The following is a 13,554-nucleotide window of genomic DNA, read 5'->3' on the forward strand; positions in this document are numbered from 1 at the left end:
TTTTATCGAATCCCTGATCTGGAGATCAAACATGAAGACCCTCGTATCCGCCCTGATTTTGTCCGCCTCGTTCATCGGCGCCGCCCAAGCTGGCGAACTGGATTACCCGCCCGCCCTGAACACCCAAAGCACCGTCACCCGCGCGCAAGTGCAGCAAGAATTGGCCGCCGCCCGCGCCAATGGTGAATTGGTCTCTGGCGAAGAAGGCTATGCCGCCACCGCGATCGCTTCGACCGGCGCTGACAAGACCCGCGCCCAAGTGAAGCAGGAACTGGCTGCCGCCCGTGCCCAAGGCCTGACGGAAAGCGGTGAACTGGACTACCCGCCCGTTCAAGGCTGATTTTTTAGATGGTTATCTATCTAGTCATAGATAGCGCAGTATTCGAACCCGCAGTATCCGAACCCCTGTTGCCGTACTGATCCTTACTGGAGATTCACCATGAAAACCCTCGTATCCGCCCTGATTTTGTCCGCCTCGTTCATTGGCGCCGCCCAAGCTGGCGAGCTGGACTACCCGCCCGCCCTGAACACCCAAAGCACGGTCACCCGCGCCCAAGTGCAGCAAGAATTGGCCGCCGCCCGCGCCAACGGTGAACTGGTCTCTGGCGAAGAAGGCTACGCCGCCACCGCGTTCGCTTCGACCGGCAGCGACAAGACCCGCGCCCAAGTGACGCAAGAACTGGCTGCCGCCCGCGCCCAAGGCCTGACCGAAAGCGGCGAGCTGGATTACCCGCCCGTCCAAGGCTAAGCAGGATGCCGGCGCATGCGGACCCCGGGGGGCGGGATGTTTCCCGGCCGGGGTTCGCACGGGCTTTGGACCACAGACTAGGGCGGCTCCCGATGACGGACCAACCTATTAGTAGGTAATATTCAGCCATGGACACTCCGACCACCAACACCACCCGAGACCTGCTGCTGGCGCACGCCGAGAAGCTCATCCGCACGCGCGGATGCAATGGTTTCAGCTACCGCGACCTGGCGGAGCATGTGGGCGTGAAGACGTCCAGCATTCACTACTACTTTCCGGGCAAAGACGATCTGCTTTACGAAGCGGTCGAGGCCTATAGCGCCCGCGCGCTGGGCAACGTACGCGCCATCGACACCACGCAACCCGCGCAAGCGCAGCTGGAGCAATACCTGTCGATGATGGAATCGCGCGCTTGCGGCGCTGGCGAACTCTGTCTGGGCGGCATGTTGGCCGCCGACATCATGACGTTGTCAGACCGCGTGCGTGGCGCATTGCAGGGCTTTTTCCGTGCGCACGAAGCGTGGCTGGCCCGCGTGCTGGCCGAAGGCGCCGCGCAGGGCACGTTGAAATTCAATGGCACCGCCGAGGCCGCCGGCCGCGCCGTGTTCGCCACGGTGCAAGGCTGCCTGCTGGTGGCGCGCCTGTTCCAGCAACCGCCCGCGCTGTGCGAGGCGATCAGCGCCTTGTACGTGGAATGCGACAAGGCGGGCAAACCAGCGGCGGATGCCTAACACTGGCGCAGACGCTGGCGCTATCGCTAGTTGCGGCATGTCTTGCCGCCAGGTACGTGGGCGCCACAAGCCTGGCGCCATCACCTAGCCGCGATAAAACAATCGGCCGCCTTGCGCAAGCAGGCGGCCGTTGTCGTTTTCGGATCAGGCTTGGAGCGCTCGCGCCATGTCGACGCTGGTGCGCTCTTGCATGCCCAGATCGCGCATGCGTTGTAGAAACGCGGTTTGCGCGTCGGCAAAGCCTGTGACGGGACTCATGCAGTCAGTCAGCAGCACAATGCGCGACAGGTTGCCGCCGGGCAGGTGTTCGGCCAGATGTTCCACGGTGGCGCGCACGCAATGGCTGCCGGCTTCGCCGCCGATGATGATCAGGTCCGACCGGTCCAGCGAACCCAGCAGACTGCGGTTCAACTGGCTGCGCGGGTCATCGGGGTCTGGCACTTCGGCCATCAATGCGCTGTAGTGCTCGGTCCACGGGTTCGTGCCTTTGGGCACCTTGCGCACGATGAACTGGTCGGCGTCTTCCCAGCGGCTATACGCCGCGCGCACGTCCGCATGCACGTTGTGGCCCCAGGTGCCGATTTCGCAATGCACGGGCCACACCATCAAGGTGTAGCGGCCGCGCGCTTCCAGCTCGTCCAGATAGGTCAACGTGCGCGGCAGGTCGTCGATGTGGCGCGGATGGAAACGGCCCGCGCGCACGTCCGCCGCCGTGATCGGCGTGAAGGGCAAGACCGGCTGGCCGTCGCCCGTGCGCCAGAACGTGGGGTGCGCCACGTCCAACCGGTGGTGCGAATCCAGCGTCAAGGTGATGGAAGTCAGCGCGTGCGCGGTGGCGTCGATGAAGCGCGCCAGCCGTTGCATATCGGCATGCGCGCCCGCCACCGGCAGCGCCGGCTGCATGGCGTTGCCGGTCAAGGGATCGGTGGGCAGGTAAGCCGGGGGCAGGTCGCAGAAATCGTTCTGCGGATCGACGATCAGTAAATGGACGGAACGCGGCATGGCGGAATTCGAATGGACTATGCGGAATATAGACCGGGATGCCGGTTGTTCACTAGAACAGCACCAGATGTTCGGCGCAGTCGGGCAGTTGGCGTAACAGCGCGCGCCATTGGCGCCACAGATGCGCCAGGACGCCGGCGGCGAGGGCTGCGATCAGAATCCACATGGCTTTGCTCCCGATAAAATTCGCACGACCGTGCGAAATTAGTGTCAAGAAACGCCGGCATCAGCCGGCGCGGGTCAATTATTCAAGATAGGTGAAGCTGCGGTACGTAGAGATCAATCGGTCATACGCGGCGCGCACACGGGCGGGGGCCTTGGGGTCACGCAAGAAACGGGCGTCGTGCATCAAACCGATCATCAGGCTGTAGACCTCGAACACCAGTTGCTCGGGGTCGGTATCTGGCCGCAGATGGCGGGCTTCCAATGCCTGGTTGACGGTGCGCAGCATGGCCCCGCGCCAACGCCGCAAATTGCTTTCCAGCACGTCGCGCAAGGGCGATTCGACGTCGTCATATTCAAACGCCCCGGCCACGTAGATGCAGCCAGTCAGCAGTTCAACGTTGCTGGCGCGGTCTACCCACAGCGACACCAGCGCGTTCAGGCGGGGCAGCCCGCGCGGATACGCCATGGCGGGGGTGAAGACAGCGGCGACGAAGCGGCGGTCGTACTCATCCAGCACGGCCTGTTGCAAGGCTTCGAGCGAACCCACGCGCGAGAACACGCCGCTCTTGCTGATGCCCAGGTGCTTGGCGACCTGGCCGAGCGACAAGCTTTCCATGCCTTGCGCCGCAGCCATGTCCACGGCGGCGTCCACAATGGCCGCAAAGGTCAGTTCGCTTTTTTCGGTTTTGGCAGACATGCGGGCAAATTTAGCACGGTCGTGCGAAAAATGCCGCTGCTGTTTCAATTTCAATTTCCCGAAGGGGGCGGCCAATAAAAAAACCGGACAGCCAAGCTGTCCGGTTCGGGCGTTGATGCGGTGTGGCCGTTTAGCCTTGCGCGGCCTTGAACTCCAGACGGTACTTGTGCAGCAGCGGCTCGGTGTAGCCGTTGGGCTGCGTCAGGCCTTCAAAGACCAGCGCGCACGCCGCCTTGAATGCCAGAGACGTATCGAAGTTGCCGGCCATGGGCTGGTAGAGCGCATCGCCCGCGTTCTGGCCATCCACCACCTTGGCCATGCGCTTGAAGGTTTCCATCACCTGGTCTTTATTGGTGACGCCATGGCGCAGCCAGTTGGCGATATGTTGGCTGGAAATACGCAGCGTGGCGCGGTCTTCCATTAGGCCCACGTTATGGATGTCAGGCACCTTGGAGCAACCCACGCCCTGGTCAACCCAGCGCACCACGTAACCCAGGATGCCTTGGACGTTGTTGTCCAGTTCTTGTTGGATGTCGGCGGCGGACCACTTGGACGGGTCGCCGACCGGCACGGTCAACAGGCCGCTGAGCAAGTCGTCGCGCACGCTGTCCAGCTTGGTGCGTTCCAGTTCCTTTTGAACCGATTGCACATCGACCTGGTGATAGTGCAGCGCATGCAGCGTGGCCGCGGTGGGCGACGGCACCCAGGCGGTGTTGGCGCCCGCCTTGGGGTGCGCGATTTTCTGTTCCAGCATGGCGGCCATCAAGTCGGGCATGGCCCACATGCCCTTGCCGATTTGAGCGCGGCCGCGCAAGCCCGTGTCCAGGCCGACCAGCACGTTATTGCGTTCGTAGGCGGTGATCCAGGCGGTGGACTTCATGTCGCCCTTGCGCAGCATCGGGCCGGCTTCCATGCTGGAGTGCATTTCGTCGCCGGTGCGGTCCAAAAAGCCCGTGTTGATGAAGGCCACGCGCGAGGCGGCCGCGCCAATGCACGCCTTCAGGTTGATGCTGGTGCGGCGTTCTTCATCCATGATGCCCATCTTCAGCGTATTGCGCGGCACCTTGATCAGGTCTTCAACGCGATCGAAAAGTTCGCTGGCGAAGGCGGCTTCAGCCGGGCCGTGCATCTTGGGCTTCACGATATACACCGAGCCGGTGCGCGAGTTCAGCTTGTTCTTGCGGTCTTGCAACGCAGCCAGGCTCGTGACGACGGCATCCAGGATGCCTTCGGGAATTTCCTGGCCGTCGCGGTCCAGGATGGCCGGGTTGGTCATCAGGTGGCCCACGTTGCGCACGAACATCAGCGAGCGGCCATGCAACTTCAGCGCACTGCCGTCAGGGCGTGTGTAGACGCGGTCGGCGTTGAGCTTGCGGGTGAAGGTTTTGCCGCCCTTGGTGACGGCTTCGGTCAGGTCGCCCTTCATCAAGCCGAGCCAGTTGCGGTAGATGTGGACTTTGTCGTCGGCATCCACGGCGGCGACGGAATCTTCGCAGTCCATGATGGTGGTGAGCGCGGCTTCCACCAGCACGTCCTTCACGCCAGCGGCGTCGGTGCTGCCGATGGTGTGGGTGCGATCGATCTGGATTTCGAAGTGCAGGCCGTTGTTCTTCAGCAAGATGGCCGTGGGGGCGGACGCGTCGCCCTGGTAGCCGGCAAACTGCGAGCCGAACTTCAGGCCGGTGACGCCGTTGGCCAGCGCCACGCGCAATTGATCGCCTTCCACCGTGTAGCCGCGGGCGTCGGCGTGCGAGCCATTGGCAAGCGGGGCGGCGGTGTCCAGAAAGCTGCGGGCGCGTGCGATGACGGCGGCGCCGCGTTCGGGGTTGTAGCCCTTGCCCGTGTCGCCGGGCGTGGCGGGGATGGCGTCGGTGCCGTAGAGGGCGTCGTACAGGCTGCCCCAGCGTGCGTTGGCGGCGTTCAGGGCGTAGCGCGAGTTCGACATCGGCACGACCAATTGCGGGCCGGCTTGCTGCGAGATTTCGGTGTCGACGTTGTCAGTGGTGGCTTGCACGCTGGCCGGTTGCGGTAGCAGGTAGCCGATGCTTTCCAGGAACTTGCGGTAGGCCGCCGGATCGGCGATGGGGCCGGGATTGGCGCGGTGCCAGCCGTCGAGCTCAGCTTGCAGGCGATCGCGTTCAGCCAGCAGCGCGCGGTTCTTCGGCGCCAGGTCGTGTACCAGGGCCGCAAACCCTTGCCAGAAACCGTCTGCATCCAGGCCGGTGCCGGGCAGGGCTTCCTGTTCGATGAATTGATTGAGATTGGCCGCCACTTGCAGGCCGTGGTGCTGGATGCGTTGAGTCATGCGGGTCTCTAGCGGTAAGAAGGGCTGGCCGGCGCCGGGGCGCCGGGCGAATCTGTCCTGACATCATCGTTCGCACCTGCGCCAATGTCCATATCAAAACCCACTGGTCATACCAGTTTATTCAGCGCGGATCTGACAAGCCTGCATTTTTTATGGTTTTATATCAGCTACTTACGGGGGTAGGCGCGGCGCGGCCGAATTCGGCGTGTGCTTGGTCATACCACTGGTCCGGAGAATGCATGTACGCGGAAACAGAAGAGAAACCCCGCCAGGTGGCGGACGAAGTCGCCGAGCGGATCGAACGTTTGATCCTCGACGGGGTGCTCAAGGCTGGGCAGGCGCTGCCGTCTGAGCGGCGCTTGACGGAAAAACTGGGCGTGTCGCGTACGGCGCTGCGCGAAGGGTTGAAGCTGCTGCGTGCGCGCGAAATCATTCATACGTCGCAGGGCAAAGGCTCGTTCGTGGCGCATATTTCGAAGGTGGATGCCGGCCCGCTGATGCACCTGTTCAATTCGCAGCCGCGCACGCTGTACGACTTGCTGGAAGTGCGTTCGCTGCTTGAGGCCGAGTCGGCGCGGCTGGCGGCCATACGCGGCACGGAAGCGGATTTCATCATGATCCGCCGCCGTTATGACGAGATGGTGGCGGCGCAAGGCACGGCCACCGATACGGCCACGCATGCGCATCTTGATCATGCGTTTCACCTGGCGATCTGCGAGGCCTCGCACAATCCGGTGCTGGTGCACACGCTGCAATCGCTGACGGATCTGCTGCTGGGGTCGGTGTTCGCGTGCGTGAATAATCTGTATCACCGCGAACCTGAAAAGCGGCAGATCGACCGCCAGCACACGCGCCTGTTCAATGCGGTGACGGGGCGGCAGCCAGAGCTCGCGCGCAAGGCCGCGGCGGACCACGTGGACAGCGTGCGCCAGAGCCTGTCCGACATCGAACAGGAAGAACAGCGTCTGGTGCGCGCGACGCTACGCCTGGAAGGCTGGACGTAGCGCCGCAACTTCTACGCGGCGCTACGCGGTGCTACGTAGGGGTCCGGTTGCGCAAGCCTGGCGGACGATATCCGCGCATTGGCTTAACGGTCGGCCGTGGCGCAGCCAGCCAAGGCCAGCGGTTTGCCCGCGTAGACGCGGCCGAAGCGGTTGTTCAGCAGCGCGTCCAGCTCAATGGCTTCCTGGCCAACAAAGCCCTGCTGCGGCAACACACCCTGCGCCACCAGATCCAGCGCGGCGCAGATGCCGGCGGCGGTCGACAGCTGGATGGCGCTTAAACGGTGGCCATCCACGTCCGCGCCGAACACGCGGATCGGGTACGACTCTTCTTCCAGCCGGCCGTGGCGATGGCCCGAGGCCGACGCCTGGATGACAATCACGTCCTGCTCGGTGGTGGGAATGGCCGATTCAAAAATATCTTTCAGCAGATCGCGGCGATCACGCAGGCGCAGGTCATTGAGCAGCAGCTTCATGATGTTGCAGTGGCCCGGGTACCGCACCGATTTGTAGTCCACATTGCGCGCGCGGCCCAGCAGCGTGGCGGGCAGCGTGCCCAGGCCGCCCGAGGTATTGAAGGCCTCGTATTCGACGCCGTCCAGCGCAAAGGTTTCGTAGCCTTCAAGCGCCGGCACGCTGGTCAGTTGCCCATCGACAATCGCTTCGCACGGGTTGCAGTATTCGTTGATCAGCCCCTCGGTGCTCCACGTCAGGTTGTAGCGCAGGCTGTTGGAAGGGTAGCGCGGCAAGGCGCCCACGCGCATGCGCAAGTCCAGCAAGGTGTCGAAGCGGCGGGCGAGGGCGTTGCCGACGATGCCGATGAAACCCGGCGCCAGGCCACATTGCGGCATCAGCACGCTGCGCGCATCGTGCGCCAGCGCCTGGATGGCATGGGTGCTGGCCACATCTTCGGTCAGATCGAAATAGTGCACGCCGGCTTTCGCGCACAGCCCGGCCACGGCGGTGGCGCGGTGGAACGGCAAGGCGTTGACCACGGCGTAGGCGCCTTCGATGCAACGCGCGACCGATTCGTCGTCACTGATCTGCCGCGTTTCGCAACCCAGTTCAGCCAGCACGCCCAAGCGGGCGGGGTCCTGGTCGGCGACCAGCACGGCATAGTCGCCGCTGCGTTCCAGCATCAGGGCGATGGCGAAACCGATTTTTCCGGCGCCCAGTAAAACAATCGGACGATGGGTGGTGGACATGGTGCTGCTCCTGCGATGAGGGGGGATGGGTTGGCCTCATCCTATGCGTGAGCGCTGTCGATTTGTAGATCTGAAAGTGTCGTAACGGTTTAAGTTAACGTCGTTATGACTTATATAGCTGGCGAAACGTCAAAAACAAAGCCCCTCGGCTTGTGGCCGAAGGGCTTTTGAAGGGGCTGTCACGGCCTTTCGGCCGGTGAATCAGCTGGCCTTGGGCGGGTAGTCCATGTTGCCGAAGGTGACCAGGCCTTCTGCCTTGGCTTGCGCCAGTTGCGATTCGACTTGGGCGCGGGTCAGCGACGTGGCGCTTTCAGCAGCGGCGACGGGCGGGTAGTCCAGGTTGCCGAAGGTGACTTCGCCAGCGTTCTTGGCTTGAGCCAGTTCAGCTTGCACTTGTTGCGAGGTCAGGCTGGACTTCTGGGGGATGGCGGCGGGGTAGCCTTCTTCACCAAACGTGTATTGGCCCGAAACTTTGGCTTGTTGCAGTTCGGCTTGGACCTGGGCGCGCGACGGGGCTTGGTCGGCTTCGGCGGCTTGAGCGCCGGCAGCCAGAACGGACATGGACAACATCAATGCGGTTGCAAGGGTTTTCATAGCAGACCTCCGGTGTCTTGTGAGCTTGGGATCCGAACCGTCTGGCGTCATTGCCGGGGGTTCGCTTGCTGTGGTCCCGATGAGATGCATTCTGTGCTCAAACAACCTCGGGATAAACCCTTATTCCCTGAAAACATCTTTCCAAAATCCGTACTAATCGATTTGAATTCTTCCGGTTGGCACCATAGGTGGCGATATTTCCATTTGATGACGCAATGGATGGTGGTCGCGGTGGGCCGCGCGCCCCTGCGCAAAATGCAAACGCCCCGGGACAAGCCCGGGGCGATTGCGGTGTGGTGAGGGAAATGCGGTGAGGGAAATGCGGTGAGGCAAATGCCGCGAGGGAATTCCGCAAAGATTAGCGGTTCAGCTCAACCAGCGCGGCGTTGTACTCGGACTGCGCTTCTTCAAGCTTGCGCTGGGCCTTGTCGATCTTGTCTTGCTTGCCCTTGGCGCGCGCTTCCTTCAGTTCTTGTTCGCGTTCAGACACCTTGGTCTGCTTCTCGCGTACGTCGGCTTCGCGTTGCGATTGCAGGCGGCTGTCGGTGCAGTGGGCTTTGGCTTCGGCCAGCGCTTTGCGCAAGCCCGCTTCGCGGCGGGTGTTGTTCTGCGCTTTGGCGGCAGCGATGTCGTTTTCGATTTCGCAGAACTTGGCGGCGCAGCCGCGCTGGGCCGAGCAGTCGGTGGCGGCTTGCGCGGGCGCGATGCCGAACAGCGCGCATACGGCGGCCGCGGCCGCGAGGGATTTGATCAACGAGGGCATGCGGTGTCTCCGTAAGGCGTGGCGGAAATGGCATGATCGCCTGAACCTGCCAAGGCGCGCAATGCGCGGGATCAATCAACAGCGGCCTGCTGCTGCAGCCGGCACCGGTCAACGGATCAGCGTGCCCGCCAGCGCGGCGGCTACAAGCAGCGCGCCCAGCCACAGGTTGGCGCGGAACAGCATGAAATTGCGGTCGGGGCGTTGGATGTCGAACACCTTCAACTGCCACGCCAGATGCAGCGCCACGGCGGCGATGCCGACCTGATACGCCCACGACAAGCCCATGGCGTAGCCGCCCCAGGACCACAGCACGACGGTGGCCAGATAGAAGCCGCCGATCCACAGCTTGCCCTGGTCGCCAAAGCGCATGGCGGTGGAGTGCAGGCCCAGGCTGCGGTCGTCGCGCACGTCCACATATGCGTAGATGCTGTCGTAGCCCACCTGCCAGAGCACGGCGCCTGCCCACATGGCAATGGCGGCCAATGGCACGTGATTCTGCGTGTCGGACCAGGCCATGAGCATGCCCCAGTTAAAGCAGATGCCCAGCACCACTTGCGGCCAGTATGTGACGCGTTTGCACAGCGGATAGATGAACACAAACGGCAGCACGGCCACGGCCAGCCAGCGGCTCATATCGTTTAAGAAGAACAGCAGCGATCCGCAGACAAGCAACTGGCCCAGCAGGAACCACACGGCGTTCTTCATCGACAGCTGGCCGCTGGTCAGCGGACGGAAGCGCGTGCGTTCGACGTGCTTGTCGAAGTTGCGGTCGCACATGTCGTTGACGGTGCAGCCGATGCCGCGCATCAGCAGCGCGCCCAGCGAGAAGACGATCAGGCGTTGCAGGTCGGGCAGGCCGCCTGCCGTCTGAACCAGCGCGGCGATGGCCGGCAGCAGTGTCAGCCAGGTGCCGATGGGGCGGTCCAGCCGGCACAGGCGGGCGTAGGGCCGCCACGACTTCGGGAGCCAGCGTTCGACCCAGTCGGTGAAGACGATGTCGCTGAGGTCGACGGGAGGTTGTTGCGAGGCGCTCACTGTCACGGTCAGAAAATGGTGGGGAAAGCCGACAGCATAAAACAACGGCCGGGCATTGCGCCCGGCCGTGGAAGCTCAATTGCCGTTCAGGACGCGGTTTTGACACCGCGTATTCCTGTCTGGCCACGGTTTGCTTATGCCGTGTATTCCTTGAGCAGCTTGCCCAGAATGGCGATGCCGGTGCGGATCTTTTCTTCCGGCACGGTGGCAAAGCTTAAGCGCAGCGTGTTCGCGCGGCCCGCGCCGCTGTAGAACGGCGCGCCCGGCACGAAGGCCACGTTCTGCGCGATGGCCTTTTCCAGCAGCTTGGTGCTGTCGATGTGCTCGGGCAAGGTCAGCCAGATGAACATGCCGCCTTCCGGCTTGGTCCACGTGACGGTGGACGGGAATTCCTGCTTGATGGCTTCCAGCATGCAGCTGCCTTGCGCGCGATAGATTTCGCGCACGTTGGGCAGGTGCTCTTCCAGGAAGCCGTCTTTGACGATTTCGTAGACGGCCATTTGCGTCAGCGTGGGCGTGTGCAGGTCAGTGGCTTGCTTGGCTTGCACCAGCTTGTTGATCAGCGCGCGGCCGCCAGCGATGTAGCCCAGGCGCAGGCCGGGGGCCAGCACCTTCGAGAACGTGCCCAGGCGCACAACGTTGGCGCCGTATTCGGCGGCCAGCGCGATCAGGCCCGGCTGCGGCTCGCCTGCGTAGCGCAGTTCGCCGTAGGGATCGTCTTCGATGATGGTCAGGTTGAGCTCGGCGGCGCGCTTGACCAGCGCGATGCGGCGTTCCAGGTTCAGCGTGCGGCCGGTGGGGTTCTGGAAGTTCGGCAGCGCGTACAGGAAGCGTGCGCCGTCGGCCAGTTCAGGCGTGATGGCTTCCGGAATCAGGCCGCCTTCGTCGGTGGGCACCGGCACGAACTTCGGCTGGTACAGGCTGAACGATTGCAACGCGCCGAGGTAGCTCGGGTCTTCGACCAGCACCTTGCTGTCTTTGTCGATCAGCACCTTGCCCAACAGGTCCAGCGCTTGCTGCGAACCCGAGACGATCAGGATTTGATCCGGGGCGACGTTGGCGCCCGCGCGGTTCAGATCGTCGGCAACCCATTGGCGCAGCGGCGCATAGCCTTCGGTCGGGCCGTATTGCAGGGCCGCGCGGCCGTTGGTAGCCAATACCTTGTCGAATGCAGCACGTACCACTTCTACCGGGAAGCCGCCGGGCGCCGGCAGGCCGCCAGCGAACGAAATGACTTCGGGGCGCTCGGTGACCTTGAGGATCTCGCGGATGGCGGAGCTGGTAAGTTGCTGAGCGCGTTCCGAAAAGGAAAACGCAGGTTCGAGAGGCTTGTCCATGGATTGCTTCTTGAAGAAGAAGGGTAAAAGGAAGAGGCGGTAAGGGGGACTGCAACAAAAAAGTATTGTCCCATACGGTAGCAGCCCGGCCCCTTTAACGCGCGGAACCCCTAAAATCACCTGCATCGAAAACCGCCTGTACAGTTACATTTACCGCTATGTTTGAAGCCGCTCCGATCGTCGCTGACTCCAAGGCCGCCCTGTACGCCGAACTGGTTGCGCAAGCGCGCGCCTTGCTCGACGGCGAGCCCGACCGCATCGCCAACGCCGCCAACCTGAGCGCGCTGGCCTATCAGGCCTTGCCCGATCTGAACTGGGCGGGCTTCTATTTCTTTGATGGAACCGAGCTCGTGCTGGGCCCTTTTCAGGGCAAGCCGGCCTGCGTGCGCATTCCGCTGAATCGTGGCGTGTGCGGGGCGGCGGCCAGCCAGCGCCAGACGCAGCTGGTGCCGGACGTGCATGCCTTTCCCGGCCATATCGCGTGCGATGCCGCGTCGCGTTCCGAGATCGTGGTGCCGCTGGTGCATCAAGGCGAATTGATTGGCGTGTGGGATGTGGACAGCCCCGTGCCGGATCGTTTCGACGAAGACGACCGTCAGGGTATGGAAGCCCTGTGCGCGGTGTTCCTGGCCAGCCTGCGCTGACACCGCGCGCGCGGGCGGCCCGTGGCGGCCGTTGACACCGCGGCGCGCGCCCGGTAGATTTCCGCATCCGTCGCTTCATCTCGCGTGGCCAATCACGCGATCGACTCATTCATTCATGATCCTTCAGGCCAACCCCACCGCTTCCTGCCTCCGCGCCCTGTGCGTGGTGCCGGCTGCCGTCGGCCTGAAATCCAAAAAACAGCCGCTCATCTGACCGGAGCATGCTGTTCCGTCAGATGGGCGACGGAACAGCGGCCTCTTGGCGGCGCATCAGCGCCTCTGCGCGCACCCCTGATATCCCGAGCACTTCTGTACGGTCCAACCACGGTCGTTACACCGAAGGAGTGTTCTCTCATGTCGACTCAACAATCTCTTTTCCAGGGCGTCTGGGTGCCGCTGGTGACGCCGTTTTCCGGCGGCGCCGTGGATGGCGGCGCCTTGCGCAGACTGGTGCGCCATTACGCCGCAGCCGGCGTGGACGGGCTGGTCGTGTGCGGCAGCACCGGCGAAGCCGCGTCGCTGGATGACGCCGAGCAGCTGGCCGTGCTGGACGCCGTGCTGACCGAAGCCGGCCGCCTGCCCGTGATCATGGGTCTGGCCGGCAACCATCAGGGGCATGTGTTGCAGCGCCTGTCGGCGTTCGGCACGCGGCCGCTGGCCGGCATTCTGGCGCCCGCGCCGTACTACGTGCGCGCGGGGCAAGAGGGCGCCGCCGCCTATTTCCGCTGCCTGGCCGATGCGTCGCGCTTCCCCCTGGTGCTCTACGACATTCCCTACCGCACGGGCACAACGCTGGAGACATCGACATTATTGTCACTGGCCGCGCATCCGAACATCGCCGCCATCAAGGATTGCGGCGGGTCGCTGGAGAAGACGCTGGCGTTGATCGCCGATGGCCAGATGAACGTGCTGGCGGGCGAAGATCTGCAATCGCTGTCCGTGCTGTGCCTGGGCGGCACCGGCATGATCGCGGCGGCGGCCCACATCCGGCCCGACTTGTTCGTGGCGATGCATCAGGCCGTGCGCGCGCAGCAGCTGGATCTGGCGCGGCGCTTGTTCCAGGCCCTGGTGCCGGTGATCCGGCTGGCGTTCGAAGAGCCCAATCCTGGCCCGCTGAAGGCGCAATTGGGCCGCCAGGGTTTGCTGTCCGAAGAGCTGCGCATGCCGATGCCCGTTGCCAGCGCCGCGCTGGCCGCGCGCCTGGATGCAGCGGTTGCGGGCCTGAACCGCCAGTTTCCCTGCCAGTAGCCGGAAGTTAGGCCGTGATCAACGTGGCGTCCCACCCTTTGTGTTGCTCGGAATCATTTAGTAATAAATGGCTCACCGG

General features: G+C 63.5%; 14 protein-coding genes. 6 read left to right on the top strand and 8 right to left on the bottom strand.

From position 1 onward, the window contains the following. Positions 1 to 31: 31 nt before the first annotated feature. The 3 genes from ACFZAI_RS00420 to ACFZAI_RS00430 all read left to right on the top strand — a co-directional run bounded on the left by ACFZAI_RS00420 (position 32) and on the right by ACFZAI_RS00430 (position 1,479). On the top strand, positions 32 to 340 hold the full coding sequence (locus ACFZAI_RS00420) for a DUF4148 domain-containing protein (protein WP_391565061.1): 309 nt from the start codon (positions 32 to 34) through the stop codon (positions 338 to 340). 99 nt (positions 341 to 439) lie between these two features. Further along, entirely contained in the window at positions 440 to 748 is a 309-nt protein-coding gene (locus tag ACFZAI_RS00425) for a DUF4148 domain-containing protein (protein WP_054420817.1), read from the top strand. Positions 749 to 876: 128 nt separating this feature from the next. Next, entirely contained in the window at positions 877 to 1,479 is a 603-nt protein-coding gene (locus ACFZAI_RS00430) for a TetR/AcrR family transcriptional regulator (RefSeq protein WP_391565062.1), read from the top strand. 144 nt (positions 1,480 to 1,623) lie between these two features. Here the strand turns inward: ACFZAI_RS00430 and ACFZAI_RS00435 are convergent, their stop codons facing one another. The 3 genes from ACFZAI_RS00435 to ACFZAI_RS00445 all read right to left on the bottom strand — a co-directional run bounded on the left by ACFZAI_RS00435 (position 1,624) and on the right by ACFZAI_RS00445 (position 5,648). Next, positions 1,624 to 2,481 (bottom strand): cysteine hydrolase, encoded by an 858-nt coding sequence (locus tag ACFZAI_RS00435; protein WP_391565063.1) that lies wholly within the window; start codon positions 2,479 to 2,481, stop codon positions 1,624 to 1,626. Positions 2,482 to 2,725: 244 nt separating this feature from the next. Next, complete coding sequence (locus tag ACFZAI_RS00440) at positions 2,726 to 3,343, bottom strand: TetR/AcrR family transcriptional regulator (protein ID WP_391565064.1); 618 nt, start codon at positions 3,341 to 3,343, stop codon at positions 2,726 to 2,728. Positions 3,344 to 3,473: 130 nt separating this feature from the next. Beyond that, positions 3,474 to 5,648, bottom strand: coding sequence for a malate synthase G (locus ACFZAI_RS00445; protein ID WP_391565065.1), 2,175 nt, complete (start codon positions 5,646 to 5,648; stop codon positions 3,474 to 3,476). Positions 5,649 to 5,887: 239 nt separating this feature from the next. On the opposite strand from ACFZAI_RS00445, the gene glcC reads away from it, so the two are divergent. After that, on the top strand, positions 5,888 to 6,652 hold the full coding sequence (gene glcC / locus ACFZAI_RS00450) for a transcriptional regulator GlcC (RefSeq protein WP_391565067.1): 765 nt from the start codon (positions 5,888 to 5,890) through the stop codon (positions 6,650 to 6,652). An 83-nt stretch (positions 6,653 to 6,735) separates the two neighbouring features. Here glcC and ACFZAI_RS00455 read toward each other — a convergent pair whose 3' ends face one another. The 5 genes from ACFZAI_RS00455 to ACFZAI_RS00475 all read right to left on the bottom strand — a co-directional run bounded on the left by ACFZAI_RS00455 (position 6,736) and on the right by ACFZAI_RS00475 (position 11,583). Next, positions 6,736 to 7,854: a saccharopine dehydrogenase C-terminal domain-containing protein gene (locus ACFZAI_RS00455; protein WP_391565068.1), complete on the bottom strand. Its 1,119-nt coding sequence runs from the start codon at positions 7,852 to 7,854 to the stop codon at positions 6,736 to 6,738. Between the two features lie 201 nt (positions 7,855 to 8,055). Continuing rightward, positions 8,056 to 8,448, bottom strand: a complete 393-nt coding sequence (locus tag ACFZAI_RS00460) for a DUF4148 domain-containing protein (protein WP_391565069.1) — start codon at positions 8,446 to 8,448, stop codon at positions 8,056 to 8,058. Between the two features lie 358 nt (positions 8,449 to 8,806). After that, on the bottom strand, positions 8,807 to 9,211 hold the full coding sequence (locus tag ACFZAI_RS00465; RefSeq protein ID WP_391565071.1) for a DUF1090 domain-containing protein: 405 nt from the start codon (positions 9,209 to 9,211) through the stop codon (positions 8,807 to 8,809). A gap of 108 nt (positions 9,212 to 9,319) precedes the next feature. Continuing rightward, on the bottom strand, positions 9,320 to 10,246 hold the full coding sequence (gene ubiA, locus ACFZAI_RS00470; protein ID WP_054421359.1) for a 4-hydroxybenzoate octaprenyltransferase: 927 nt from the start codon (positions 10,244 to 10,246) through the stop codon (positions 9,320 to 9,322). Between the two features lie 134 nt (positions 10,247 to 10,380). Further along, positions 10,381 to 11,583: a PLP-dependent aminotransferase family protein gene (locus ACFZAI_RS00475; protein WP_391565072.1), complete on the bottom strand. Its 1,203-nt coding sequence runs from the start codon at positions 11,581 to 11,583 to the stop codon at positions 10,381 to 10,383. Positions 11,584 to 11,741: 158 nt separating this feature from the next. Between ACFZAI_RS00475 and ACFZAI_RS00480 the strand changes: the two genes are divergently transcribed. Beyond that, positions 11,742 to 12,227, top strand: coding sequence for a GAF domain-containing protein (locus ACFZAI_RS00480; RefSeq protein WP_391565073.1), 486 nt, complete (start codon positions 11,742 to 11,744; stop codon positions 12,225 to 12,227). A gap of 354 nt (positions 12,228 to 12,581) precedes the next feature. Further along, positions 12,582 to 13,475, top strand: a complete 894-nt coding sequence (dapA, locus tag ACFZAI_RS00485; protein WP_391565074.1) for a 4-hydroxy-tetrahydrodipicolinate synthase — start codon at positions 12,582 to 12,584, stop codon at positions 13,473 to 13,475. The last annotated feature ends 79 nt before the right edge of the window (positions 13,476 to 13,554 follow it).

Source organism: Achromobacter sp. NPDC008082 (assembly GCF_042957345.1).
Classification (GTDB): Bacteria; Pseudomonadota; Gammaproteobacteria; order Burkholderiales; family Burkholderiaceae_B; genus Achromobacter; species Achromobacter kerstersii_A.

What these genes read in the sequence shown, in the direction of transcription:
- ACFZAI_RS00455 (WP_391565068.1), bottom strand. Translation starts at nt 7,854, where the DNA reads ATGTCCACCACCCATCGTCCGATTGTTTTACTGGGCGCCGGAAAAATC.
- ACFZAI_RS00460 (WP_391565069.1), bottom strand. Translation starts at nt 8,448, where the DNA reads ATGAAAACCCTTGCAACCGCATTGATGTTGTCCATGTCCGTTCTGGCT.
- dapA (WP_391565074.1), top strand. Translation starts at nt 12,582, where the DNA reads ATGTCGACTCAACAATCTCTTTTCCAGGGCGTCTGGGTGCCGCTGGTG.
- ACFZAI_RS00465 (WP_391565071.1), bottom strand. Translation starts at nt 9,211, where the DNA reads ATGCCCTCGTTGATCAAATCCCTCGCGGCCGCGGCCGCCGTATGCGCG.
- ACFZAI_RS00435 (WP_391565063.1), bottom strand. Translation starts at nt 2,481, where the DNA reads ATGCCGCGTTCCGTCCATTTACTGATCGTCGATCCGCAGAACGATTTC.
- ACFZAI_RS00425 (WP_054420817.1), top strand. Translation starts at nt 440, where the DNA reads ATGAAAACCCTCGTATCCGCCCTGATTTTGTCCGCCTCGTTCATTGGC.
- ACFZAI_RS00480 (WP_391565073.1), top strand. Translation starts at nt 11,742, where the DNA reads ATGTTTGAAGCCGCTCCGATCGTCGCTGACTCCAAGGCCGCCCTGTAC.
- ACFZAI_RS00420 (WP_391565061.1), top strand. Translation starts at nt 32, where the DNA reads ATGAAGACCCTCGTATCCGCCCTGATTTTGTCCGCCTCGTTCATCGGC.
- ACFZAI_RS00445 (WP_391565065.1), bottom strand. Translation starts at nt 5,648, where the DNA reads ATGACTCAACGCATCCAGCACCACGGCCTGCAAGTGGCGGCCAATCTC.
- glcC (WP_391565067.1), top strand. Translation starts at nt 5,888, where the DNA reads ATGTACGCGGAAACAGAAGAGAAACCCCGCCAGGTGGCGGACGAAGTC.
- ACFZAI_RS00440 (WP_391565064.1), bottom strand. Translation starts at nt 3,343, where the DNA reads ATGTCTGCCAAAACCGAAAAAAGCGAACTGACCTTTGCGGCCATTGTG.
- ACFZAI_RS00430 (WP_391565062.1), top strand. Translation starts at nt 877, where the DNA reads ATGGACACTCCGACCACCAACACCACCCGAGACCTGCTGCTGGCGCAC.
- ACFZAI_RS00475 (WP_391565072.1), bottom strand. Translation starts at nt 11,583, where the DNA reads ATGGACAAGCCTCTCGAACCTGCGTTTTCCTTTTCGGAACGCGCTCAG.